The organism is Bacillus sp. FSL R12-0074 (genome assembly GCF_038005725.1).
Taxonomy (GTDB): domain Bacteria; phylum Bacillota; class Bacilli; order Bacillales; family Bacillaceae_G; genus Bacillus_A; species Bacillus_A mycoides.
Genome location: NZ_JBBOTR010000001.1, coordinates 1,364,967 through 1,390,434, shown reverse-complemented (window position 1 = coordinate 1,390,434; position 25,468 = coordinate 1,364,967). Strand labels below are relative to the sequence as shown.

Genomic DNA, 25,468 nt, shown 5'->3' with positions numbered 1-25,468 from the left:
GCCCACAAATATCGGGATAAACTGACTATTTTCTTAAAAACAACAAACATTTTATGCATTTCCGCATACACTATTCCATTTTGCATAAAGTGAAACTTTAATCATTTCCGCTACCGCCTTCACCACTCGGGACTTGAATCCCAGAGAATATGTACATGCTGAGCGCACACAAAAAGGAGAAGTCTATGTGACCTTCTCCTTTTTTAGGAATATGAGATGATATCAGCCGCTATCTCTTTTTCACTAACAATCTTTTGATATTTACGACTCACTGAAGATTGGCTGATTCCAAGAGCTTTTGCAGCCTTAGTCGTTGTTTTATACTGCTTCATTGCAAGCAAAATCAATTGTTCTTCTACAGAATGTAGTGCTTCTTGTAATGGTAATACTCTTGTAATAACTGGTTTTGATTTATTAAAGTCATAACCGGGTGTTAAAAACTTACTAACAAACTCCGCTTCAATTACTGGATCGTCTGCTGATACTACTAAACGTTCAATCATATTTTGTAATTCACGGACATTTCCTGGCCATGAATAGAACTCTAGTAAATTAAGTGCATCTGGAGTTAAATGATAATTTTTATTATATTTTTCATTTAACTGTTGTAAGAAATGAAAGGCAAGTACCGGAACATCTTCCATTCGCTCTCGTAAAGAAGGAACTCGCAGTGGAATTACATTGAGGCGATAAAATAAATCTTCACGGAATGTTCCAGATTCGACCATCTTTTCAAGGCTCTTATTTGTAGCAGCAATAATTTGTACATTTATTTTCATAGGTGTTGTACTTCCAATAGGAATTACTTCTTGTTCCTGCAGGACTCTAAGCAATTTTACTTGCAAATGTAAAGGCATTTCTCCAATTTCATCTAAAAATAAAATACCTTGATCAGCTCGCTTAAAATATCCTTCTTTTCCATTTTTATCGGCTCCTGTAAAAGCACCTTTCGTATAACCAAATAGTTCACTTTCTAGCAAAGTTTCTGGAATTGCACCACAATTTAATTTTAAAAATGGCTTTGAAGATCGGTTTCCAAGTTGATGAATTGCCTGAGCAATTACTTCTTTTCCGACGCCAGATTCTCCAGAAATAAGAACATTGGAAGAAAAATCTGCTATTTTTTTAGCTTGGTTAATAATTTGCTCCATTTTCGGACTACAGTAAATAAGCTTCTTAAGAAAACGATCTTTATTTTTAAAGTCATCTAACTCCTTCTTATATTGCTCTGATATCTTCTTTATTTCATGTAATTCCGTCTTCAATCTCGTTGCTTCGGTAATATCCCTGGAGGCAATAATAATACGATGAAGCTCTCCGTTTTCATTAAATACAGGGTTTCCAACTGCTAATATTTTTCTTCCGCTTTTTGTTTCTTGTACAACTGATACCTTTTTTTGTTTTTCCAACACTAATCGCGTAACCGATGGACTAAATAATCCTTTCTTTTCTAGGTCTAAAAGATTTTTTCCTAACAAGTCCTTCAAATTACTCCCCCAAAAATCATTGATAACAGTTTCACTATAACGAATTAATTCCCCTTTATGATTAACAACTAATATTTCATCATAAATGCTAGACAAAATTGCATGTAAATCTTTATTTAAATCCTTTATATATTCAATTTCCATCGCCATGTCCTCGACCATCGGCAAATCTTGCACAATAATAACCATTCCTTCAATACTTTGATCAAAGTTTGGAATCGGACTATAGTCAACTAATACACCCATCTCATTTGTGATTTGTAATTGATTCAAGATCGTTTTTCCCTTTGTAAATACGTTATTAATGTGTTCTCCATTAAAAATCAGTTCTGCTGGTACATTCATAACTTTTTCAGGAGTCGATTTAATCATCTTCAAACCAGATTCATTACAATTTACAATTTTCTTTTCTCGATCTACTACAAAAATCCCCATTGGAATAGACGTTAAAATAATTTTCAATATATCAACACTCTGATTTTCTTGTTTAAATAGTTCTGCAAAAACATCCTCTCTTCTTATATATCCTGTTAGCTCATCCACTTCATTTTTTACTATGGCAATCGGCGCTCCAATAATTTGAAAAAGAGCTGTTAAAGAAATATCTTTACTAAGATGACATATTGTATCTAGTGAAACAGCATTTGAAAGTAATAGCTTAGAAGTTAATTCCTTACTATTTGATAGCAGATCCTTCACATGAACGTATGCAAATAATTTCTCTCCTCTTTTTAAAAATAGAAACGATTCTTTTATATTTTTAACATCTATATTCCATTCCTTTTCAGATTGATCGATAGGTAGAGAAACTATGGGTCTAATTTTTGTATGAGCGATGGAAAACATTCTGCTATTCCTCCTTTGAACTATTTAATTTGTATTGTATCATTAAATACAGATTTTTTTAATTAATCCGAAAATAAAACATTTCTTTCTTTATTTAATAAAAAAAGGAAGATGAGTGCCTCCATCTTCCCCATAGTTCTATCATTAATCACTACCACTAACGAAAAGATCTTCTTGAATATAAGCCAATACCATACCTGGAATTACTTTATCTCCCGCTTCTACTTCTAAAGATTGAACTTCTCCACTACATCCCATCTTAATTACTTCCAGTTTACCATTCATATCTTTAATAGCGAATAATGGCTCCCATTCATAAATTCGAGAATCCTTATCGATAGACACTTTTTCAATTATTCCATAACACGGACTCGTAATAATATCATAATACATAATCAATCATCCCTTTCTTTTATTCTATTAATATTGTTCTTCTAACCTTTGTGACTGAAGAATCATATAGAAAAAGCTTTGAAACTCTTCTATGTCCTCTACCTCAATGCCTAGCCTTGTTGCCCAATATTGTTCCTCTCCAATATCTTCTTGGCTTAATAAAACCATTCTCCCATTTTGAATTGAGGTAACCATTGCTTTTCCAAGAAACTGTTGCGAATACGTAACAGCTATATCGTAACGATGACTATTCGACACAATACAGTAATAACCGATTTGTTGTCTCTCCACTTCTTCTAATAAAATATCCAGTTTCATTTTAGCCCTCCCTTTAGGTTAAAAATGCAACCAACCTCTTAGGCGCGATGCTTCTACAATCTTGCGAACCCCTTCCATATAGGCAGCAATTTTCATATTTACTCCAAAGCGTTTAGAAGTATCAAGTACGTTAGAAAAACTAGATGTAATTTTCTCCTTTAAACATTGATCAACATATTGCTCCGTCCAGTAATATCCTTGGTTATTTTGACACCATTCAAAATATGAAACAATCACGCCACCAGAGTTTGCTAAAATATCTGGAACAACCAAAATTCCCTTTTCTTCTAACATGGTTATCGCCTCTTTTGTTGTTGGTCCATTTGCAGCCTCAATGATAATCTTACATCCAAGCTTTCCTGCATTATGTTTTGTAATGACTCCTCCAATTGCCGCCGGAATGAGTACATCACATTCTTTTTCTAACAACTCCTGATTAGAAATTGTTTTACTAAAGAGATTCGATACTACACCGAAAGAATCTCTGTTTTCTAGTAAATAAGGAACATCTAGACCGTCTGGATTATAAATTCCTCCTATAGCATCTGATACCCCGACTACTTTCACACCAATATCATATAAATATTTTGCCAAATAACCTCCAACATTCCCAAACCCTTGAATAATAACTCGCATATTTTGTAGCGGAATTTGTTTTAACTCACTTACTAACTGAAGTGTATACAATACACCTTTAGACGTTGCTGTTTCCCGCCCTTGTGATCCTCCTAGCATTAATGGCTTCCCGGTTATAAAGCCTGGAGAGTCAAACTCCCTGATATGGTCATATTCATCTAGCATCCAAGCCATAATTTGCGCATTTGTATACATATCAGGTGCTGGAATATCTTTCGTCGGCCCCACAATTTGACTTACTGCTCTTACATACCCACGACTCAGTAACTCTAGTTCTCTAAAACTCAACTCCTGTGGATTACAAATAATCCCGCCCTTTGCGCCTCCATATGGCAGTCCTGTCACTCCACATTTCAAGCTCATCCAGCCAGCAAGTGCTTTTACTTCTTCTGCCGTAACATCTGGATGAAATCTAATACCACCTTTTGTTGGCCCTGCTGCGTCGTTATGCTGAGCGCGATACCCTTGAAATACCTTTGTTGTTCCATCATCCATTCGAACAGGAATGCTTACTTCTAAAAAACGCATTGGTTTTTTCAGAAATTCGAATACTTCGTCTGGATAACTTAAAAAATGAAGCGCCTCTTTTAATATAGCTTGAAATTCCTCTAAAGGATTTTCAACTTCAACTGTATTTGTATGTTTTTCTGATTGAATCGGCACGATAACACCCCTCTTTATACTTTTACTAATTGTACAAAGCAATAATCGTGCCAAGTGAAAATACTACGTTAATCATATCGTGTCATCCCCTTTACTTATGAATCTTTGAGTGACTTATGCAATGCTGCATGATTATCAAATATAAAAAAAGACATCGGAACTTATCCGATGCCTTTTTCTTTTTATATTTCCTGTGCTTCTTCAAAATGCATTTGCGGAGGAGCTGAACGGAACATATTTGTAACATATAGAAGGTACCCAATTCCAATAGCAGCCCAGCAAAGTCCCAAAATAAGTGAATGGATATTGAGATTAAACCATAGTACGGCTACAGTAGCAGCACCCAAAATAGGCATAACTAAGTAATTTAAGAAATCTTTTATCGTCTTATATCTTTTTTTCTTGATTATATAGTAAGAAATTACAGACAAATTAACAAATGTAAATGCAATAAGCGCTCCAAAGTTAATAAGAGATGCTGCTGTTTCTAAATCAATGAATATAGCGAAGAGCGAAATAATTCCTACAAAAATAATATTATATACTGGGGTTCTCCAGCGAGGATGAATGTATCCGAATATTTTCTTCGGAATTACATTATCTCGCCCCATTACGTATAATAATCGAGATACACTTGTATGAGAAGCTAAACCAGACGCAAGTGTCCCCATAAGGGTTCCTACTAAAAAGAAAGCTTGAAATAATTTCCCGCCAACATATAGCGCAATTTCTGGGGATGCTGACTCTTGATTTTTAAATACAGATGTATCTGGAAAAATAGATTGTGTAAAATACGTTGTAGTAATGAATAAAACTCCGCCGATTAAAGCAGTAAGAAAAATAGCTCGAGGAATTGTTTTTTTGGCGTTTGGTGTCTCTTCTGAAAATGTAGTTACTGCATCAAAACCTAAAAATGAGAAACAAAGAATTGTTGCACCTGCAACTAACGGTGATATTTGTATATCTGATTGAAAAAACGGCTGAATGGAAAAAACTTCTCCTGTTCCCTCTCCCGCTAATAAGCCTTTTATAACTAGAAAAACAAATACGGCCATTACTAACACTTGAAATATTACTAAGAACGTATTGAAATTAGCAGTAACATTTACGCTAATCATATTTATTAATGTAACCAGGAGAACAAAGCCAATGACCCATACCCAACTAGGAACACTTGGGAAAAATGCTGACATATAAATTCTCGTTAATAGTGCGTTCACCATTGGTAGAAACAAATAATCCAATAACGCGGACCATCCAACAAGAAACCCAAGCCTTGCACTAATTGTCTTCTGTGTATACGTATAAGCAGATCCTGCGGTAGGAAAAGCCTTTACCATTTTTCCGTAGCTTGCAGCGGTAAACAACATCCCCGCTAATGCAATAAGATAAGCTCCTGGAACATGACCACCCGTTTTTTCAGAAACGATTCCAAATGTGTCAAACCCAACCATCGGTGTCATATACCCGACCCCTAGCATAACAATTGACCAAAGCCCTAATGAACGTTTTAAACCAACTACTTTCCCCACCTATCATTCCTCCTACTTTCTCTATCTAATTTCCATTTAAAAATCGACAATCAAAAGGAAGCGTTTTCAAATAACTATATATCACACCGAGTATTACCTCCCTTTTTGTTACTTTTTAAATATTCATGCAATTTTCAAGCCAAAATTTCTAGAGTTTAAAAATTCAATATTAAAAAGAACGTATAGGTGGAATTAGACCTCATTTCTTCTCATTTTTTATTCATTTTGACATAAGTTATTCAATCTCTCATACGACTAAATATGAAAATAAAACCTTAATCCGTGTTTTTTCTTGATTCCCACTTCCTCAAAAATTGGGCTTTTACAAGATTAAAATATTTCCATGAAATAATAACATTATGTAAACTATTCATAGCAAAAAAGCTGTCTTTTCTATAAAGACAGCTTTTTCTATAACACTATATTAAAAATTGAATACGAAGTCATCGTCTGCTAACTTTTCAACATTCGTTGCTTTTACGTAACCATTTCCTTTTACAGAGAAGAAGTCATGGTTTTTCGTATCTGTACGTAAACCATTTAAAACGATTGGGTTAATTTCTTCTTCCTCAAACTTCGGCTCAAGTCCTAAGTTCATAAGTCCTTTATTCGCATTGTAACGAACGAAACGATTTACATCCTCTACAAGACCGATAGAAGTGTAAATTTCTTCTGTATATGCCAATTCAATTTCATACAGTTCCATTAATAACTCTTGCGTTTCCGTTTGTACTTCTTGTTGCTCTTCTGCAGAAAGTTCTGTGAAGATTTGTTGTGCTAAAATACCAACGAATACGCCGTGAATTGACTCGTCACGAATTATTAGGTTAATAATCTCACCACTTGCCGTCAATTTCCCTTGACCCGCTAAGTAAAGTGGATAGAAGAATCCACTATAGAATAAGTAACTTTCTAAGAACACACTTGCTACCATTGCCATGTATAACTCTTTTTTCGTTACTTCAGGCTTTAATAAGCGACGATAGTAACTAGTAACAATACCAGCTTTTTTCTCAAGTAATGGATGGTTATCTACCCATTCAAAAATATCATCAATTTCTTCTTCAGTAGCTAACGTTGTGAAAATATGGCTGTAACTCTTCGCATGTACTTCTTCCATAGCGCCCATGAAAGCTAATACACTTTTCGCTTGTAAATTTTCAAGATGAACAAGTACAAGTGGCATCCCTTCGCCACCTTGTTTCGTATCTAAAAGTGTTAAACCACCTAATACACGCTTATAAGCAATTTGCTCTTCTTTTGATAATTGTGCCCAAGTATTTTTGTCAGAAGACACTGCGATTTCTTCTTCTGTCCAAAACTGAGCGATGTTTTGCTTCCAAAACATTAAACTAAAATCATCTTCTTTTTTGTTCCAGTTTACCGCACGCATTAAATCGCCCCTTCTCTAAATAAACATAAAAAATTGATAACTAAGCATGAGCAGGGTTCAGAAAAACCCTGCTCATAATGTCTCATTTTTTATATTAAACGGTACAAGCCACGCACTCTTCCACGCTTAATTTACGTGTTCTCGTATAATAAAGACTCTTCAAGCCTTTTTTATGTGCATAAATGTAGTAACGTGCTAACTCACGTGTTGAAATATCACTATTAACATAAAGAATTGTACTAATTCCTTGGTCAATATGTTCTTGAACTTCTGCGATTAAATCAATTAATTTAAACTGATTCATATCATAAGAAGATTTATAGTACCAGAACGTATCTTTTGATAAATACGGCATTGGATAATATGTTGTCGCATTCGCATATGTTCTTGATTCAATTTGATTTACGATCGGCATTACGCTTGAAGTTGCATTTTGAACGTAACTGATCGATTGTGTCGGAGCGATTGCAAGACGATATGAGTTGTATAAACCATTCTTCTGTACTTGCTCTTTTAAACTTGTCCAATCTTCTTTTGTTGGAATATGAATTCCTTCAAATAATTGCTGAACTTTTTCAGTTACTGGGCTGTAATCTGTCGTTTCATACTTTGCAAAGTATGTGCCGTTTGCATAATCAGACTTATCGAAGTCTTTAAATGTCTCGCCTTTTTCTTTAGCGATTTCCATACTTTTCTCAATCGAGTAGTAATTTAACATCATAAAGAATGTACGAGCGAATTCTTTCGCTTCTGCACTTTCATAAGAGATTTTATTTTTTGCTAAATATCCGTGTAAGTTCATTGCTCCAAGTCCAACTGAATGAAGCTCATCATTTGCTTTTTTCACAGTTGGGGCATTCGGAATGATCGTCATATCAGAAACAGCTGTTAAAGCTTCCATTCCCGCATGAACTGCTTCACGAATTTCTTTATTTTCCATTACGTTTACGATATTTAACGATCCTAAGTTACAGTTAATATCACGACGGATAATGTCTTCTGTACCGTAATCATTTATTTCAGAAGTTTCTTGTAGTTGGAAGATTTCTGTACATAAGTTCGACATCTTCACAGTTCCAATATCCTTCAGTGGATGCTGGTTATTTGCATTTGATTTAAACATTAAGTATGGGTAACCAGACTCAAGCTGAATCATAGCAATTTTAATCAGCATATCACGCGCACTAATATCTAATGGTTTCTTCTTCACTTTCGGATTGCCCATTAATTCATCGTACATTTCGTCGATATCTATATCATCTAAATGTTTTCCGTACTCTTTAAATACTGTATAAGGCGCGAAAACATGGAAAGGTTCGTTTTTCTCAGCAAGTTCAAAGAACTTACTTGGAACGATAATTCCGATTGATAGAGACTGAATACGGCTCTTCTCATCGGCATTGATTTTTTTAGTATCAAGGAATTCAATAATATCCCAATGGAAAATGTTTAAGTATACTGCACCTGCACCTTTTCGTTGCATATTGTTACTCCATATCGTCAAAACGTATGGGGGATAGTCATTTCTGCTATCCTCTCTATATCGCTATAGAGTTCAGACCATATCTTCTTCTCGCCAAATTCTTCATTTAACCATTTATCATATGTTTGATGCACATGAATATGGCATAAACTATAATAACTGTATACACCCTTTGAATTTGGTTGTTTTGAGAAGCCAGGTTCGAGCTACTTAGTCACCTACATAGCCACTTGGTCGTTGAACCTTCTCCTTATCTAATAAATTTAGGAGCTCGGCTGCTGATTTCCTGCAATCTTGGATTTTCAGGGTTCGCTACGTAATTTCTTCGTAGTATCCTACCTTGATATACTCAGGCGTTCCAGCAATTGACCTGGTTTTATAGTTGAGCCATAAAGTTAACCCAACTGATTCGCATACGAAAACGAATCTTCAAGTAATTTCATAACAGGTACTACACCACTTGCGGCGTTATCAATACCTTTAATTTGCTCACCACGTGCACGTAGCTTAGATAAGTTTAAAGCTACTCCACCACCGATTTTCGATAATTGCATTGCAGTATTAATGTTAAAGCCGATTGAATTTAAGCTATCATCCATCTCTAACAAGAAACAAGACACCATTTCTCCTCTTCTGCTTCGTCCCGCATTTAAAAAGGTTGGTGTCGCTGGTTGGTAGTTTTGTTTTACAATCATGCTTGCGAAGTGTTTTGCCTTCGCAACATCACCGCGTCCTAAGTATAATGACACAATTGCTACACGATCTTCATAGCTTTCTAAGTATTGTTTTTGATCATTCGTTTTTAACGCATAATCTTTATAGAACTTAGATGCTGCCATATAAGATTGGAACTCGAAGTTTTCACCATAAGCGATGTTATAAACTCCTTCTACTTCCTCCAAGCTATACTCGTCCAGAACGTTGTAATAGTAATCATGTTCTTTCATATACTCCATTCGCTCTGCCACGCTATTAAAATGAACGGTATTCTCTCTAGCTTCTTCCATAAAGACTTCTAATGCCTCTTTATCTTTATGAAGCTGATAAAAACCGTCCTGCATTTGCGTGATTTCATTATTCAGTTCAATGTGTCGCAATCTCCCGCACCCTTTCTTTAAAATATTCTACATCATTATTTGTTCCAGATAACTCAAATTTTGATACAATAGGCACTTCATATTTAGTAGAGATTTTGTCAGCACTTGCACCAAACATGTCTCCCCAATTACGATTGCCACTTGCAGATACGCCTTTTAATTTTTCATTATTGCGTTCTAAAAAGTCTAAAACACGTTCCGGTACATTTCCAAAACCTGTTGTATACGTAATAAGAATAAAGTCTTCATCTAATACTAGAGCTTCATCAATTTGAACGGCCGGCATATTTAATTTGTGAATGAAACGCTTCACGTTTCCTGTCATAGAATCATATGCAACTAACATTTCCGACCCTCCCTCTCCGATCTATATTCTCTGTATGTCGTTTCTTGATTTCTCTATATATTGTATTACGTTTCAAAATAAGACACAAGATATATGTATAAATTCTTTCTTTTTTTAACTTTTACTTTTCGACATGACCGTCGATTTTTTTCAATACAAAGACTATGAAACAACATTCTAAAACTCATGTCAATAAAGTGCTTTTCAAAAAAGTTGTCAACGAATTTAACCTTATTTTAAAAAAAGTTAACAATATTTTTTGTCATAAAACAGTAAATGCTGGAGTAATATATTTCTCCAGCATCACGCAAAAAAGAACAGACCTTAAACGATAATCTGTTCCAAAAAACGATTACATTTATCAATTTTACTTTATTAAATATTTATACATACTCTTTCGTTCCTCGTTACATACTAAAAGATAACTATTATAGAAAAAGATTATTATTATTATGGAACTTCAATTTATTTATGAAAAAAATCATTCAGGCTGCTCAATACGCAAAATATCTCTTACAAATATATGATGTGGATTCTCATCTTTATCGAGCATTGTACATACAGGAGCTTCTTCATCAAAGTATACGATCATTCCTTCTACGTACTGATATGTATGTTGAACTTGTACAGTTACTTTAATTTCTATTGCTTGCTCATATGCTCTTTTTATTTTCTGAAGCATTTTTGCTGAACATTTTCGTTTCTCTGGATACATAACCATTCCCATAAACCTATTCCCAGCTCTATCTTTCCACATGTAATCCCAATGTGGCAATATGCCTTGTTTAAAATCTCCCATAATTCTCCTCTCCTTTATCTTCTATTTATGAACGTGGTGTTTCTGAATATGTATAAATTACCTGTCCACCGCGCTGTGCGTTCCCGATAATATGCTTAAAATCTTCTCGATTTACAACAACTTCTCTGAACGTATAAAATACATCTTTCGTCGCAACATACTCCTTTATTTCATCATTTTTCAGCTGATCCAAAATTGTATTTGCTAATTGTTTATCCATGTATTTCACCTCTCTGCAATATTTTATTCTATCGCATCTTCTATAGGTCGACAACGGTAAAATTATCCCGTTACTATTATGTAATTCACTTTCATTATTTTTATATCTATATCACTTTATTATATTCGCACTAAATATCATATACTAACATAGCTACTTCTCTATATCAAACTTTTTGATGCCCTGTATAACAAAGTTCCAAATCACTGTTTGATATTTTATTTTATGCTACAATATACATTTAGAACTAGGAGGGATACTATGATTCGGAAAGCAAAAAAGACAGATGCGGTAGAAGTAGCACCTTTATTGTATAACGCTCTGCACGAGATTGCTGAAAAAATCACAGGTAGCACAGTTGAAGCAAAAGTAATACTAGGACTTGAAACATGGTTCGTAAAAGAAAATAATCGATTGAGCTATGAAAACTGTTTAGTGGCTGAACAAGGTGGAAAGGTAGTTGGGGTTATTGTCGTTTATCACGGTAGTGACGCTGAACAACTTGATGCACCAATCATACACTACTTAAGAGAACTACATGAAGACGAATCCATTACGTTAGAAAAAGAATCTGAACTTGATGAGTATTATATTGACACGTTGTCAGTTTCAAGTATGTACAGTGGACGTTTTATTGGCTCTAAATTAATCGATGCAGCTGAACTTCATGCAACTGAAAAAGGGCATGAAAAAATCGCCTTACTTGTTAATTTAGAAAACAAACGCGCTTTTTCACTATATGAAAAACTTGGTTACAAAGAAGATAAAACCGTTATGCTCGTCGGTGAACCGTATGCCCATCTAATAAAACCATTACGGTCATTGGTTTCTATATCTTAAAAGGACAATTCTTTTTTACTTGTTATGTAGAGAAAGAGGCTGCCAAAGGGACAGCCTCTTTTAAATTAATTTTGTATTTAATACATTTCCATCCATCGCCTCATGAAATGTATACGTTGTACATCCCCATGGCTTCCTATGAAAAATAGGCGAACCAGACCACCCCATTGCCCTCAGTTCAGTCCCAATCATTGCATTAAAATAACTATGACCTACAAGGGCAATATGTCCATGTACGAGCGCATAGCGGTGCAACATATTAGCGGCTTGCCTTGCTCTTTCTCGTACTTCCTTATAAGACTCAACCTCTTTACTATAACCAACTATCCATCGTGTACGTCCAATAAACATCCATACATTCGGTTTACATTTCAACCATTTTGGAGCATAAAAACTCGTTGGAACTTCAGCTTCCCTAAAAAGAGGATTTTGCACAAAAGATAGGGAATCCAATAACTCAGCCGCTGACTGTACAGCGCGCCTTTGATCACTCGTTACAACCAGTTTCGCTGATTCAATCGCCTCAATTGTTTCAATTGGTATAGGAGTTTCTTTTACTGTAGTCCCTAAATCATATTGCTTCATCCATTCACGAAATGAAATAATTGTCATTGGCTCTATAGTACTGTCCAAACGACCATGACGAATAAAAGAAATTCGCATTCTTTCCACTCCCGATTCATCACTTACGAACTATATTACGTACTATTTCTTCTTGCCATCATACCATGCATAAAAAGAAAGTTATATATCCCCACCACTATCATGTGTTATCGAAGTGTGCACACCATCCAGTCCATCAAAATATGTAGTTGTTTCATGATGACGCACTTTCTTCAACTGTATATATGAAAATAAAAATAATAAAATCGCTATAAAGCTCCCCACAATTTCAAACATCATTTTCCAGCCCCTAATTTCTCCCACTTTAGTAGGTCATTGTATCTTTTATTATACTCCCGTATAAAGATGTATGCATTTTCATCATTCTTCTCCTAAACAATATTTTTTACATATTTTCTTACAAAAAGTGAATATTTTTCGAATTTTTACTTTGGAAACATTTACAAAGTGGTAAATATAGTTCAAAATAGGAAGAAATAAAAAAGCCCAAATTATTCTTTTTTTGGGAAAACTGGAACAAGGAGAGTTGCTTATGCAGATCGCAGAAACTGGAGATATCATTGAATTTAAAGGTGGAATGCAAGGCCGTGTTCAAAAGGTAAATCAAAACTCCGTTATTGTTGATATAACAATTATGGAGAATTTTAGAGAACTAGATATGGAACCTCTTACAGTTGTAAGCCATAAAAACTATACTGTCATTAATCAACATGCATAATATAATAGAAAGAAAGGATCTGTATATCATACAGATCCTTTCTTTCTATATTAACGATTATCGATCTTTTCTGGATATAAATCGTGATTCATCATGCGGTAGTCTGCCATTTTCTCATACTTAGTTCCTGGGCGGCCGTAGTTACAGTAAGGATCGATTGAAATACCACCACGTGGTGTAAATTTCCCCCATACCTCAATATAGCGTGGATCCATTAATTTAATTAAATCATTCATAATAACGTTCATGCAATCTTCGTGGAAGTCACCATGATTTCGGAAGCTAAATAAATATAGCTTTAAAGATTTACTCTCTACCATTCTTTGTTCTGGAATGTAGCTAATATAAATTGTTGCAAAATCTGGTTGTCCTGTTTTCGGACATAAACTTGTAAATTCAGGACAATTGAATTTTACAAAGTAATCACGGTTTGGATGGTTATTATCAAATATCTCTAAAATTTCCGGGCTATATTCAAATAAATATTTTGTATTTTGATTTCCTAATAATGTTACATCTTTTAAATCTTCATCTAATCTTCCTGCCATTTTAAACATCCCTTCTCATTATACCCCTCGTTTATTTCCCCATACTAACGCATGAAGCTGAGGCAGTACTTTCGCATCATTCATTTCTTTACAATTCACAGCTTTTTCAATAAGCCACTCATATTTTTCTAATAGTTTTTTTATAAGCACCGCATCATCCACTGTTTTCGTATCATCATTCCCTACTTGTAAGAAAAATGGTACATTCGGATAACGCTCGTGCATCTTAACTGCATATTCAAAATCTTGATCATCGAATACTACTACTTTTAAACTAAAATCTTTCCCTGCTAGTTTATGAATAACAGAATCTAACATCTGAAAATCTGTTTTCATAGTTGAACTTGGTGGTTTTGGAGAAATCGTTACCTCATCAATTTGAAGCAACCAATCTTGCCATTTACTCCCTTGCGTTTCTACCGCTGTTCGCATTCCATTCTCCTTTAATATAGAAAGAAGAAATTGCATATTTTTCAGCAAAACAGGATTTCCACCCGAAATCGTAACATGAGAAAAATTTTCTCCACCAATTTCTACAAGCTCATTCCAAATGTCTTCCGGTGTCATTTGTTTAATTTGATCTTTGGCCGATCCATCCCATGTAAAAGCAGAATCACACCAAGCACAGCTATAATCACAGCCCGCTGTACGGATAAACATTGTCTTTTGTCCTACAACCATCCCTTCTCCTTGAATGGTTGGACCAAATATTTCTAAGACGGGGATTTTACTCATCGAGCATCCACTCCCGTCTTACTTCCGCATAACTAGTCGGCGTCTCAAAAAGACGAACAAATTCAACACGAGCTCCCTTATATTCGTTCGCACGATTATCTTTCGTTAATGCTTCTGCCATCTTTTCATAAATCCAAACGACCATATTTTCAGCAGTCGTATTCATTTCTGGCAATGTTTCGTTTAAATAACGATGATCTAAATAAATTTCTATTTCATTTTTCCAAATCTCTTTTATATCTCCAAAGTCAATTGCAAGGCCTATTTCATTTACATATCCGCTAATTCCAAATACGACTTTATATGTGTGTCCATGTAAATTTTTACATTTCCCTTCATAGCAGTGTAAATGGTGCGCTGCGTCAAATGTAAATTCCTTGCTGACCATTACTCTTTTATTATGATATTTGAGTTGTTCACGCTGAATATCCTTGTCCATTTTTTGCAAATTTTCTACGATGCGAAATCCAAAAAAGTTATCCATTAGTTGCTCGCTCCTTCGCGTTCTTGTAGATACGTATCTAATCCCGCTTTACGAAGTTGACATGCTGGACATTCACCGCAACCATCACCAATGATTCCGTTATAACATGTTAATGTTTTTTCTCTAACAAACTCAAATGCTCCAAGTTCATCAGATAATTTCCATGTCTCTGCTTTATCAATCCACATAAGTGGTGTATGAATAACAAACGGATAATCCATAGATAAATTTAATGTAACGTTTAATGATTTCACAAACACGTCACGACAATCTGGATAACCACTGAAATCAGTTTCACATACACCCGTTACAATATGACGTGCTCCAACTTGTTTTGCTAATACAGCCGCAAATGATAAAAATAGTAAATTTCGTCCATCTACAAATGTTGATGGCAATTCACCTTCTTCATGTGTAATCTCCATATCCGTTCTCGTTAACGCATTTGGAGCAAGTTGATTTAATAGGCTCATATCTAGTATCGTATGTTTAATTCCTAGCTCTTTCGCAATTTCCGCTGCACAATCAATTTCCAATTTATGACGTTGATTGTAGTTAAATGTTACAGCTTCCACTTCTTCAAACTGCTGTATCGCCCAAAATAAACATGTTGTACTATCTTGTCCACCACTAAAAACAACAACTGCTTTTTCTTTTTTCATTTCACTCATTCTCCTTCTCTACTACGAATAAGAAGAAAGAACGTTCTTGAACTGTCACAATAAAAAAACAAAACAATACCTAATGATATTGTTGTTTCCATAGTTTTTTATAGAGGGAGTTCGCGAACCTCTCCCATGCAGTGCACGGAATTTCTTCTTTCATTGACAAAGATTATTGTAACATATTGTATACTACCAGAAAAAATTTCTGATTTTTTCCGCTATTTCGCATTTCATTTATTTCATTTTATAGTATGATTAATTTAATGTTAGAAGAGAGGAGGCATCCCACTGGAACTCTTTATTATTTACCTCTTTTTAAATATATTATCTATTCTCGTTACAATGCTCGTATATCATTTATTTTGGAATCAGAAAGGGAAACGATCTCCTAAATTAAATTCAGCCATATTTATTGTATTGTGTTGCCTCGCTACCATACTATGTATCACTTTCGCAGCAAAAACAAATAATGGTTTTCAGTTCGACATGCGACATATCGTATTAATTGTCGGCACGTTAACGGGAGGGCCTATTGCTGGTGGTTCTATTTTAGCTGTATTAAACATTTATCGCTTTTTATTGGGAGGAATAGGTGCGTTTCCATCCTTTATCGCTTCTATTCTCCTATTTATTGTTCTACTATTAACATACAAATTTTTTAATCGAAGTTCTAATCATATAAAAATAACACTTGCTATTTTTTACAGTCTTACTTATGGATTTAGTTGGATACCATTTTTCCTTGCAAGTGTTACAAATGAGGCAGATTATATACCACATATCATTGTGTACGAACTATGTACGATGATTGGCACAATCCTTATTTTATATTTACTACACATATTACAAATGCAAGTTCGTCTCCAAAATGAACTTATGAACGCTGAGAAATTTCATTTAATCGGCGAAATGGCAGCTTCTATCTCTCATGAAATTCGTAATCCTTTAACTGCAACGAAAGGTTTTTTACAACTTTTACAGTCAGATACATGTTCTGAGAAAGAACGAAAATTATATATCGACATAGCCATTAATGGTATCGAACAAGCAAATCACGTTCTTACAGACTACTTAACTTTTGCAAAACCGAGTATTGAAAAAGAACAACAATTACAAGTAGAGGAAGAATTACTTCATGCGTTGTCTTTGATCACACCTCTCGCCAATTTAGCAAATGTTCGTATAAATTATATAAAACAAAGTACATCTTTCTTTATCGCTGGCGAAAAGCAAAAACTGAACCAATGTTTATTAAATATTTTTAAAAATTGTATTGAGGCTATGCCTACAGGTGGCGACCTTATTCTTACATTAGTTCCAGACCATAAACATATACAATTATATATAAAAGATACAGGAGTTGGTATGGATCAAGAACAAATCAAACGCCTTGGATCACCTTTCTACTCAACGAAAGAAAAAGGTACCGGACTCGGAATGATGGTCGTCTTCAGCGTCATTCAAGCAATGGATGGAAAGATTGATATTATAAGCGAAAAAGGGACAGGTACAACTTTCTTATTAACTTTCCCACTCATACAAAAAACGTGATGAACTTCATCACGTTTTTTCTGTTCCTTCAACTAATTCTGCAAAAGCTTTCACTTTCCCATGCGGCTTTTGATTTTCTTTCCGAGCTTTCCAGGCGCGCTCTTCTTCTCTCTTTTTCTTTGACATGTTTTTCAACTCCTTCTTTTCTTTTCTCCATGTAGTATTCCAAAATGAGAAAGAAAACTATGCATGAGTAAAAAAGAAAAGAAGCGGTTCCCCACTTCTTTCATTTTAACGCTGTAAAATTGCATGTTTCGCTTCTTTTAGCTGTGTAAGATGTCTTTGTTCGTGTAAATCTAGAAATTGAACCCATTGATATAAATTCAAATCATTAAAAATAGGATGTTTTAATCCATTTTCAAATAATTCTTTTTCATCTATTACACTATGAAGGGCATGTAATAATTCTTGTCGTGAATGTTCTAGTAATTGAATTCCTTGCAGTTTTTTCATTAATGTTTCTGTTGGTTTCATTTGTTGAGGAGCTTCCCTTTTATGTGTGCGATCAAGCGTAAGTTGGAGGTCTTTAAATGGAGCAAGTTTTCTTTCTTTTTTTTGCAAAGCATATACAAGGGCAGATGTGACAGACTGTTCAACTAAATGCAAATGATGCAAAATTTGAATAATACTCCATTTATCACGGCGTGGCTTTACATTCACCTCCGTATCATTTAACATTTCAATTTCTGATAACAGCGTGCTTCGTGTAGACTGTAATGAGTGGACTAAAGTTTCTAAACTAACATCCATATTAGATTGAAGCATAGTGCTTTCCCCCCTTTTGTTGGTGAAAAGGGGCGCTCCCCATGAGAAACACCCCTAAAATAATTCTGAATTTTCTTTTATTATCTCATCATTTTTCTATTATGTCGATGTTAAACATAGGAAAAAAGTGCATGTTTTTTTACAATTTTGTGTCGTCAACAGCACGTAACCACGCTTCAATTTCTGTAATTACACTTTTTACACACCCTTCAGCGAATGGTGATGTTAAATTTGCAACTTCTACTAATTCTAAGAATGATTTACTTCCACCTTGTTGACAAAGATTCACATAATCTTCCCAAGCCTCTTGTCTATTATCTCTTGCACGTTTCCAAAATTGCAGTGCACAAATTTGAGCTAACGTGTAGTCAATATAATAGAAAGGTGAGCTATAAATATGACCTTGACGTTGCCAGAAACCACCACGCTCTAAATAATCATTATCTTCATAATCACGATGTGGTAAATACTTCTTCTCTATGTTACGCCATGCTGACTTACGTTCTGCTGGCGATGCTTCTGGATTTTCATATACATAATGTTGATATTCATCTACAGATACACCGTACGGTAAAAATAGAAGTGCTGAACTTAAGTGTGAGAAATAATATTTATCCGCATCTTCTTCAAAGAATAACTTCATCCATGGCCATGTAAAGAATTCCATACTCATTGAATGGATTTCACATGCTTCATATGTTGGCCAATTATATTCTGGAATTTCATACTTACGACTTTCATATACTTGGAAAGCATGACCAGCTTCATGTGTTAATACATCAATGTCCCCAGACGTTCCATTAAAGTTTGAGAAGATGAATGGCGCTTTATAATTCTCGATATATGTACAATATCCACCACCAGCTTTTCCTTTTTTCGCAACTAAATCTAATAAATCATTATCGAGCATGAAATTAAAAAACTCATCTGTTTCAGCTGATAATTCTTTATACATCGTTTTCCCATGATTAATAATCCAATCTGCATCGCCTTTTGGAGTTGGATTACCTGTAGCAAACTCAAAGTTTTCATCATAATAAGCGAGCTTTTCTACACCAATGCGTGCTTTTTGTCTATTTCTTAACTCTGTTGCAACTGGAACGATATAATCTAATACTTGCTGACGATAGTTCGCTACCATTTCAGCATTATAATCTGTACGATACATTCTTGCATATCCTAATTCAACAAAGTTTTTAAAACCAAGTGTTTTTGCGATTTTCGTTCTCACTTTAACAAGATCATCATAAATACGATCTAACTCTTCCTCGTTCTCAGCTAAAAATCCGTAGTATGCTTCACTTGCTGCTTTACGTTCACTTCTTTCTTTTCCTTGCATAAACGGAATAAGTTGCGATAACGTTCTTTCTTCTCCTGCAAAGTCAATCTTTGCAGATGCTAATAACTGTGTATATTGTGAAGACAATTTATTCTCTAATTGTAAATCTTTCACTACTTCATCTGAATATGTTTTTAAATCACATTCAGCTAGAGCAAATAATTGCTTTCCATAATACGCCTCTAATTCTTCGCGGAATGGAGAATGAATTAACGCATTATAATACTTTGTACCATACCCTTGTACAACTGGAGAGAATTCATCAAAGAAATCCTGCTCATCCTTATAAAAGGCATCTGTCGTATCAACAGAATGACGAATGTAACAAAGGTTACCCATTGTACCAAAGTCATTACGAATTTCGTTAATTGAATTGATAACTTGTTTTTGTTCTTCTACAGTTTTTGCGTTATCAAACTTCTCTAAAGCAACAGTAAATTTCCCTTTTAATTCTTCAATATTTGGCCGTTTATATTCATAGTCTTTAAATGACATGAACGAGCCCCCTCTCCATTATATGCATCATTATTATAATTCAATTCTTACTTACAAATCTCCTCTTATTCTTCAGCAAAATGCGGTAGATGATGTCATAAATACATGCACACAAAAAAGCCTTGGATTTCTTTATCCAAAGCTCCTTTGGAACATATCATCATTTTTCATACTTTCCAATTTTTTTCAATAGCTCGAGTAATTCATCCTTCTCATCCTTCGTTAACATTTCAAAAGACTGATATATAACTTGCTCATGACCTGGAAAAATAGAAGCAATAAAGCTCTCTCCAGACTCCGTTAATTGTGCATAAATAACACGCCTGTCATTTGGACATGGAATTCGTTTTACAAGCCCTTTTTTCTCTAGCTTATCTACAACGTATGTAATGCTGCCACTAGCTATTAAAATACGCTCACCGATTTGCTGAAGTGGTTGGCCCCCTTTATGATATAGTAATTCTAATACAGCAAACTCAGTTGGATTTAATCCGTTACTTTGTATGGATTTATTTGTAGTATCCATAACAGAACGATGTACACGGGATAATGCAATAAATACTTTTAAAGATTGAGAAATGTCTTCTCGCTCATTATTTGATGTCATACCATTTCAACCCTTCACTTAAATTCTCCGCAACAAAAAGAAAAGCAACGTAGCACTTCATTACAACTTCCGAATGAATATTCACTCATTCCTTTTCCTTTCCCTAATGTAATGCAAATGATTCTTGAATAAAAACATGACAATTTTAACATAGTTTATATATAATGATAATAAAAAAAGAAGGAGTACCAAATTTGAAAGTCAAATTACAAAGCATAGTTTTTTACATACTGCTTGTTATACTGCCAACGATAGGGATTGGTGCCACATTTTTTTCATATCACACTTATCAAATGAAACAGGCAAACAAACTATCTGCTCACACTGTTCTCTTTTTATATAGAGACTATTTAGACCATCACCTTGGTGAAGCTATATCTGCCTTAGAAATGCTCGCAAAAGTCGTAGGGACCGAAACTGGAAACATCAATGGGATTAAACAGATTGTACATGATACCGATGGAAATGATGAACGTTTTTCCGGTCTATATTACGCTACGACAGATGGGATGATTACACTCGCATCCCAAGGCGATTCGCCGCCTATTGACGTTTCTGACCGCCAATACATCCAAGATGCATTGCAATCTAAGAAAACAACTGTATCATCAGTTATTACAGATCGCGTTCTTGGACATCAAGCTATTATGATTGCGTCTCCAATATTTAATAGACAAAAGGAACTCTCAGGCTTATTATTAGCAAGTTTACGCTTTGACTACATTTCAGCCTCTTTAAATGCTATTAAACCACAATATCATTTCGAAGTGACTGATAAACATGATGTAGTTTTTCTAACCGATGATAATAACGAAACAAGCGATGGGCATTCTAACATGCTTACTACCCCACTCCAAAGATTAAATTGGAAAGTCTCTGTTTCTCCGTTACCTATTCATCAACAAACTTTATACCAGTTAGTTTCAATAGAATGTATAGCTACTTTATTTTTAATGTCTATTTTATTTTTACTTGCTCAATATATGTTATTAAAACGTCAAACAAAACTAGAAAGACAACAAAATGAACTACAAAAAATTGAATTGGTTGGAACTTTTGCAGCTAGTACAGCTCATGAAATCCGTAACCCTCTTACTGGAATTAAAGGACTCGTTTCTCTGTTAAAAGAGAAATATAAAGATGAACAGGATCAGTTCTACTTTTCCGTAATCGAACAAGAAATAGAGCGGATTAATGAAATTGTAAGCGAATTTCTTATTCTTGGAAAACCAACTGCCATCATTGAACAAACATATGATGTAAGAACGATTCTTAACGAGGTAGCATTAATTATCCAATCTGAAGCGAATCTACATAACATTGTATTTCATTTACATTTGCCAGACCACCCTGTTCATATACGTTGCTCAAAAGACCATATGAAACAAGTGGTTTTAAACATTACAAAAAATGCAATTGAAGCCATGGCTTCTGGTGATACATTAACCATTGTAGTAACAAACAACGAAAAACACGCACACTTGCAAATTATTGATACTGGAAAAGGGATTCCTAAACATATTCAAAAACACCTCTTTCATCCGTTCTTTACTAATAAAGATACTGGAACAGGTCTTGGGCTTGTTATATGTAAACGAATTGTAGAGATGTACAATGGGCATATATTTATTGATAGTAAAGAAAACAAAGGAACGACAGTTCATATAGAGATTCCATTACACATAGTATAATTATCCTTATCCTAAAAGGGTAATTATACTTATTTCATAAAACCAGCTACAAACATTCTCCAAAAATTGTTTGATTTCCCTTCATACCCAATTTGAAAAATAGGAACCTTTATAATTGAAAACCATTTCGGTGTTTGTTTTTCTTTGTAACGCTGATACTGTACGATAAGCTTGTCCAATTCTTGACTAACTTGAATTGTCTCCATACTATTCAACCCACTTGTTAATCCTAAATGAATCATTTCTTCACGTTTCATATGAATATCATGCGAAAGCTTTTCTAATGTGTACTTCCTTTTTACAGTAAACATCCATATCCCCCTTATTTTTCTTCCATACTCTCAACGCCTCTTCTACTTTAGCCCTTTAAACACTTAATTTTATTTAAAATTGAAGAATCAGAAAATTTAACATTTTTCCCCTGTAATTTACAAATCTTTACCCTCACTTTGAGAATTATTACAAATTATTCTATCTTTGTAAATACATTCGCAATAATAGACATTTTTTTCATCTTCTTTTTTGTAAATACTCAGTAAACAGTGGCTTCTCTATTTTCAATGTACTTTTCTTCGACATTTTTTGTTTAATTTATGTAAAAACGCAAAACATAATGATGATTGATAAAGTGAACTTTAATCAGTGGGGGTTTTGTCCATCCCCACTAATTATTAGCCTTCACCAATCGGGCGTTTACGGGCAGTGGATTTTCCACCTAACTTCTTTACTCCAGCCAAATTTTGAGTTGGGAGTCTTACTGTCCGCAAATAGCGGGATAAAATAGAAAGGAAATATTTATATGCGCAAATATACTATTACAGTTCTCATCTTCACCCTGTTCATACCATTCTTCCTCTTTCCTATTCAAGCAAACGCTCATACGAATAAAGTTGCTATTGTCATCGATGATTTCGGCAATAATATGAAAGGCACAGATAAGATGTTATCACTTCCTATTCCACTCACTGTTGCTGTTATGCCATTTCTTCCTTCTACTAAACAAGATGCAATAGCTGCCCATAAAAAAGGGCATGAAGTTATTATACATATGCCAATGGAACCAATTAGAGGAAAAAAAGAGTGGCTTGGACCAAAAGCGATTACAACAGATTTAAGCGATGAAGAAATAAACAACCGACTCGAACAAGCAATTCAAGAAATACCTCATGCAATAGGAATGAACAATCATATGGGATCAAAAGTAACCGCTGATGAAAGGATTGTACGTCTTATACTTTCTGCCTGTAAAAAGCACGGTTTATTTTATTTAGATAGTAAAACAAACCCTAATAGTGTTGTCCCAAAAATCGGTAAAGAATTAGGCGTTCCTATTATTGAAAACCAATTATTTTTTGATGATGTATATACGGTAAGTCACATTTCAAAACAAGCACAATTACTCATAAAAAAAATCCAAGACAAACCCATTATGGTAGCTATCGGACACGTTGGGGCTCCAGGTGAAATTACATCACGTATTATCGAAACTTCTATTCCTAAAATTCGTGAGCATGCAGACTTTATTTTTTTATCTGATTTAGCATTATCTCCACCTTCTGTTTCAAAATAAAATTCATTTCTCGCACTAAAAAAGATACCTATCTACACATAGCAGATAGGTACCTTTCCTTTTCAACTTAAATATAATCTACATGACTCACCCTGAATCCCTTTTTCTCTATCTTTTCAATTAATTGCTTTAATTTTTTTTCATTTAACTCATCCGATATATTTACGATAACACGGCGAATATATTGATCACCGTTATCAAGCGTAAACAGTCCACCGATATTATATGCTTTTAATAATGTCCCAAGCTCTTTAATTGTTCCCTTACAATCTTGTGTTGCAATTGTTAATATATAACCACCCGTCCGCATACCGAACGAATCCTCAATGACATCAAATACATTAGAATGTGTTAAAATGCCGACAAATTCATTATACTCATTTAAAACCGCTAAAAACGGGAGACGACGAATAACGTAAAAAGCTCTAAAAAAAGAATCCTTTTCAAAAATAAACGAATTTGGACTTTCCAGTACATCTTCTGTACTTACATCCTCTAATCTGCTATTACACTTCTTTTCTAAAAGATCTACTTTATAAATAATCCCCGTGAATTCCTTCTCATTTTCTGCTAATACAGGAATTGCGCGAAATCCCGTTTCATTCATAATTTGTAACGCCTTTTCACCAGAATCATTCGTTTTGCAAAATGTCACCTGCTGTTTTGGCAGAAAATGATATTTAACTCGCAAAATATGTTCCTCCTTACATGTCAACATGTAATCTATATATAATAAGGAGACCTATATTTTATGAGTAAAATCTCTTTTTAAAACGCTTTCATTTTTAAGGGATGGTAATCTCTGTGAATACATCTTTATATAACAGAACTTTTTGCCCCTTTTATCATTAAAAGCTTTACGTGATAGTTCATTAAATACTCTATACCTTCCAACCATTTTTTCGCTTCTTCTGGAGTTTTCCCCCACACGATCATTCCGTAATTATGAACAAGGACTACTCCTCCACCTTCAATAAAATTCGGAACATTATTTTCTAATAAATTAGCGAATTTCTTTTCATCTTCTACAATTGGAATTGTCATTTCTGTAATACCGTCTTTTCCAAAAACACGTTCCACACTACGTTTTTCGAATGTTACTTCTCCTTCTTTCCCATATAGCTCTGACATTAAATGACTATCTACAGTCTGGACTTGTAAAATGCATTCTGCACTACTTTTTTTATAAATATCCGCATGCATAAATGACTCTATAGCTGGTTTTTCTTCGTTTTCAAATACTGGCTCACACATGCAATTTACGACAATAAAATCTTCTTCAGAAAATACCCCTTTATCTCTTCCCTCTACATTCACTAAAAATGTTAATGGCTCTTTTGACGTACACATCGATAAACTAATTTTCGTACCATAAAACCAATCGCGAAGTGCCAATTCTGCTTTCACATCTTTTAATTCGTTCCATTTTTTCAGAAAAAATAACATTTCGTCACCCCCGGCGTAATATTAATATAATATTCAAATCCTTTCTATATAAAAGGAATGTTTTTTGATTATTCTAAAAATTTAATTGAATTATCACACGAGAATGCCTTTTTGTCAATATGGTTTCAGCACCTATCGGAAAAATAGGCCTATCACATGTAAACACTCCTGTCTATT

The 25,468-nt window shown here is 34.4% G+C and carries 27 protein-coding genes, 2 pseudogenes and 1 riboswitch; of the genes and pseudogenes, 5 read left to right on the top strand and 24 right to left on the bottom strand.

Annotation, left to right across the window (positions count from 1 at the left end; genetic code table 11):
* Positions 1-203: 203 nt before the first annotated feature.
* From NSS97_RS07195 to NSS97_RS07145, 11 genes and pseudogenes are all read right to left on the bottom strand, one after another.
* Entirely contained in the window at positions 204-2,333 is a 2,130-nt protein-coding gene (locus tag NSS97_RS07195) for a sigma 54-interacting transcriptional regulator (RefSeq protein WP_016119865.1), read from the bottom strand.
* 144 nt (positions 2,334-2,477) lie between these two features.
* Entirely contained in the window at positions 2,478-2,726 is a 249-nt protein-coding gene (locus NSS97_RS07190) for a hypothetical protein (RefSeq protein ID WP_002011502.1), read from the bottom strand.
* A 27-nt stretch (positions 2,727-2,753) separates the two neighbouring features.
* A complete protein-coding gene (locus NSS97_RS07185) occupies positions 2,754-3,044 on the bottom strand; it encodes an SAV0927 family protein (RefSeq protein ID WP_000762559.1) in 291 nt (96 codons plus the stop codon).
* 18 nt (positions 3,045-3,062) lie between these two features.
* Positions 3,063-4,343: a Glu/Leu/Phe/Val family dehydrogenase gene (locus NSS97_RS07180; RefSeq protein WP_002126199.1), complete on the bottom strand. Its 1,281-nt coding sequence runs from the start codon at positions 4,341-4,343 to the stop codon at positions 3,063-3,065.
* A gap of 182 nt (positions 4,344-4,525) precedes the next feature.
* Positions 4,526-5,875, bottom strand: a complete 1,350-nt coding sequence (locus tag NSS97_RS07175) for an APC family permease (protein ID WP_002126196.1) — start codon at positions 5,873-5,875, stop codon at positions 4,526-4,528.
* Positions 5,876-6,299: 424 nt separating this feature from the next.
* On the bottom strand, positions 6,300-7,268 hold the full coding sequence (nrdF, locus tag NSS97_RS07170; RefSeq protein ID WP_002011508.1) for a class 1b ribonucleoside-diphosphate reductase subunit beta: 969 nt from the start codon (positions 7,266-7,268) through the stop codon (positions 6,300-6,302).
* Between the two features lie 94 nt (positions 7,269-7,362).
* A pseudogene (locus NSS97_RS07165) lies at positions 7,363-8,748 on the bottom strand (ribonucleoside-diphosphate reductase subunit alpha); the annotation flags it as partial.
* Positions 8,749-9,149: 401 nt separating this feature from the next.
* Positions 9,150-9,848 (bottom strand): annotated as a pseudogene (locus NSS97_RS07160) (ribonucleotide reductase N-terminal alpha domain-containing protein); the annotation flags it as partial.
* The gene (nrdI, locus tag NSS97_RS07155) at positions 9,835-10,194 is read right to left on the bottom strand and encodes a class Ib ribonucleoside-diphosphate reductase assembly flavoprotein NrdI (RefSeq protein ID WP_000959445.1); all 360 of its coding nucleotides are present in this window, start codon (positions 10,192-10,194) and stop codon (positions 9,835-9,837) included. The pseudogene NSS97_RS07160 and the gene nrdI, both read right to left, overlap by 14 nt.
* A gap of 481 nt (positions 10,195-10,675) precedes the next feature.
* Positions 10,676-10,993 (bottom strand): hypothetical protein, encoded by a 318-nt coding sequence (locus NSS97_RS07150; protein WP_044437902.1) that lies wholly within the window; start codon positions 10,991-10,993, stop codon positions 10,676-10,678.
* Positions 10,994-11,018: 25 nt separating this feature from the next.
* Positions 11,019-11,213, bottom strand: coding sequence for a hypothetical protein (locus tag NSS97_RS07145; protein ID WP_002011514.1), 195 nt, complete (start codon positions 11,211-11,213; stop codon positions 11,019-11,021).
* Between the two features lie 261 nt (positions 11,214-11,474).
* On the opposite strand from NSS97_RS07145, the gene NSS97_RS07140 reads away from it, so the two are divergent.
* A complete protein-coding gene (locus NSS97_RS07140) occupies positions 11,475-12,053 on the top strand; it encodes a GNAT family N-acetyltransferase (RefSeq protein ID WP_341112044.1) in 579 nt (192 codons plus the stop codon).
* A 60-nt stretch (positions 12,054-12,113) separates the two neighbouring features.
* Here NSS97_RS07140 and NSS97_RS07135 read toward each other — a convergent pair whose 3' ends face one another.
* Both NSS97_RS07135 and NSS97_RS07130 read right to left on the bottom strand, forming a co-directional pair.
* Entirely contained in the window at positions 12,114-12,716 is a 603-nt protein-coding gene (locus tag NSS97_RS07135; protein ID WP_002188882.1) for a histidine phosphatase family protein, read from the bottom strand.
* An 81-nt stretch (positions 12,717-12,797) separates the two neighbouring features.
* A complete protein-coding gene (locus NSS97_RS07130; protein ID WP_002086806.1) occupies positions 12,798-12,956 on the bottom strand; it encodes a hypothetical protein in 159 nt (52 codons plus the stop codon).
* Positions 12,957-13,209: 253 nt separating this feature from the next.
* On the opposite strand from NSS97_RS07130, the gene NSS97_RS07125 reads away from it, so the two are divergent.
* Positions 13,210-13,395 carry a YkvS family protein gene (locus tag NSS97_RS07125; RefSeq protein ID WP_002064385.1) on the top strand — a complete coding sequence of 62 codons (186 nt, stop codon included), beginning with the start codon at positions 13,210-13,212 and terminating at the stop codon, positions 13,393-13,395.
* 50 nt (positions 13,396-13,445) lie between these two features.
* Here the strand turns inward: NSS97_RS07125 and queF are convergent, their stop codons facing one another.
* Genes queF through queC form a run of 4 tightly spaced genes read right to left on the bottom strand, consistent with a single transcriptional unit; the run spans position 13,446 to position 15,824 of the window.
* Positions 13,446-13,943 (bottom strand): preQ(1) synthase, encoded by a 498-nt coding sequence (gene queF / locus NSS97_RS07120; protein ID WP_044437899.1) that lies wholly within the window; start codon positions 13,941-13,943, stop codon positions 13,446-13,448.
* A gap of 18 nt (positions 13,944-13,961) precedes the next feature.
* On the bottom strand, positions 13,962-14,678 hold the full coding sequence (gene queE, locus NSS97_RS07115) for a 7-carboxy-7-deazaguanine synthase QueE (RefSeq protein WP_002086811.1): 717 nt from the start codon (positions 14,676-14,678) through the stop codon (positions 13,962-13,964).
* The gene (queD, locus tag NSS97_RS07110) at positions 14,671-15,162 is read right to left on the bottom strand and encodes a 6-carboxytetrahydropterin synthase QueD (protein ID WP_002011526.1); all 492 of its coding nucleotides are present in this window, start codon (positions 15,160-15,162) and stop codon (positions 14,671-14,673) included. Before queD ends, queE begins: the two co-directional genes overlap by 8 nt.
* Positions 15,162-15,824: a 7-cyano-7-deazaguanine synthase QueC gene (gene queC / locus NSS97_RS07105; protein WP_002086813.1), complete on the bottom strand. Its 663-nt coding sequence runs from the start codon at positions 15,822-15,824 to the stop codon at positions 15,162-15,164. The genes queD and queC overlap by 1 nt, the downstream gene beginning before the upstream one ends.
* Positions 15,825-15,917: 93 nt before the next feature.
* Positions 15,918-15,961: riboswitch (PreQ1 riboswitch) on the bottom strand.
* A 208-nt stretch (positions 15,962-16,169) separates the two neighbouring features.
* Between queC and NSS97_RS07100 the strand changes: the two genes are divergently transcribed.
* Positions 16,170-17,378, top strand: coding sequence for an ATP-binding protein (locus NSS97_RS07100; RefSeq protein WP_044437898.1), 1,209 nt, complete (start codon positions 16,170-16,172; stop codon positions 17,376-17,378).
* Between the two features lie 9 nt (positions 17,379-17,387).
* On the opposite strand, the gene NSS97_RS07095 is transcribed toward NSS97_RS07100, so the two are convergent.
* From NSS97_RS07095 to NSS97_RS07080, 4 genes are all read right to left on the bottom strand, one after another.
* Entirely contained in the window at positions 17,388-17,504 is a 117-nt protein-coding gene (locus NSS97_RS07095) for a DUF6254 family protein (RefSeq protein ID WP_000038354.1), read from the bottom strand.
* Between the two features lie 105 nt (positions 17,505-17,609).
* A complete protein-coding gene (locus NSS97_RS07090; protein WP_002030551.1) occupies positions 17,610-18,143 on the bottom strand; it encodes a DinB family protein in 534 nt (177 codons plus the stop codon).
* Positions 18,144-18,282: 139 nt separating this feature from the next.
* A complete protein-coding gene (locus tag NSS97_RS07085) occupies positions 18,283-19,977 on the bottom strand; it encodes a M3 family oligoendopeptidase (RefSeq protein ID WP_061675920.1) in 1,695 nt (564 codons plus the stop codon).
* Between the two features lie 160 nt (positions 19,978-20,137).
* A complete protein-coding gene (locus NSS97_RS07080) occupies positions 20,138-20,584 on the bottom strand; it encodes a MarR family winged helix-turn-helix transcriptional regulator (RefSeq protein ID WP_002011538.1) in 447 nt (148 codons plus the stop codon).
* 194 nt (positions 20,585-20,778) lie between these two features.
* Here NSS97_RS07080 and NSS97_RS07075 point away from each other — a divergent pair, with 194 nt between their 5' ends.
* Positions 20,779-22,275 carry a DUF3149 domain-containing protein gene (locus tag NSS97_RS07075; protein ID WP_044437894.1) on the top strand — a complete coding sequence of 499 codons (1,497 nt, stop codon included), beginning with the start codon at positions 20,779-20,781 and terminating at the stop codon, positions 22,273-22,275.
* A gap of 29 nt (positions 22,276-22,304) precedes the next feature.
* Here NSS97_RS07075 and NSS97_RS07070 read toward each other — a convergent pair whose 3' ends face one another.
* A complete protein-coding gene (locus NSS97_RS07070) occupies positions 22,305-22,586 on the bottom strand; it encodes an aspartyl-phosphate phosphatase Spo0E family protein (RefSeq protein WP_002011543.1) in 282 nt (93 codons plus the stop codon).
* 488 nt (positions 22,587-23,074) lie between these two features.
* Between NSS97_RS07070 and NSS97_RS07065 the strand changes: the two genes are divergently transcribed.
* Positions 23,075-23,845 (top strand): divergent polysaccharide deacetylase family protein, encoded by a 771-nt coding sequence (locus tag NSS97_RS07065; RefSeq protein WP_002011545.1) that lies wholly within the window; start codon positions 23,075-23,077, stop codon positions 23,843-23,845.
* A 67-nt stretch (positions 23,846-23,912) separates the two neighbouring features.
* Here the strand turns inward: NSS97_RS07065 and cbpA are convergent, their stop codons facing one another.
* Positions 23,913-24,536, bottom strand: coding sequence for a cyclic di-AMP binding protein CbpA (gene cbpA, locus NSS97_RS07060; protein ID WP_002086818.1), 624 nt, complete (start codon positions 24,534-24,536; stop codon positions 23,913-23,915).
* A gap of 125 nt (positions 24,537-24,661) precedes the next feature.
* Positions 24,662-25,291, bottom strand: a complete 630-nt coding sequence (locus tag NSS97_RS07055; RefSeq protein ID WP_002011549.1) for a class II aldolase/adducin family protein — start codon at positions 25,289-25,291, stop codon at positions 24,662-24,664.
* Positions 25,292-25,468 lie beyond the last annotated feature (177 nt).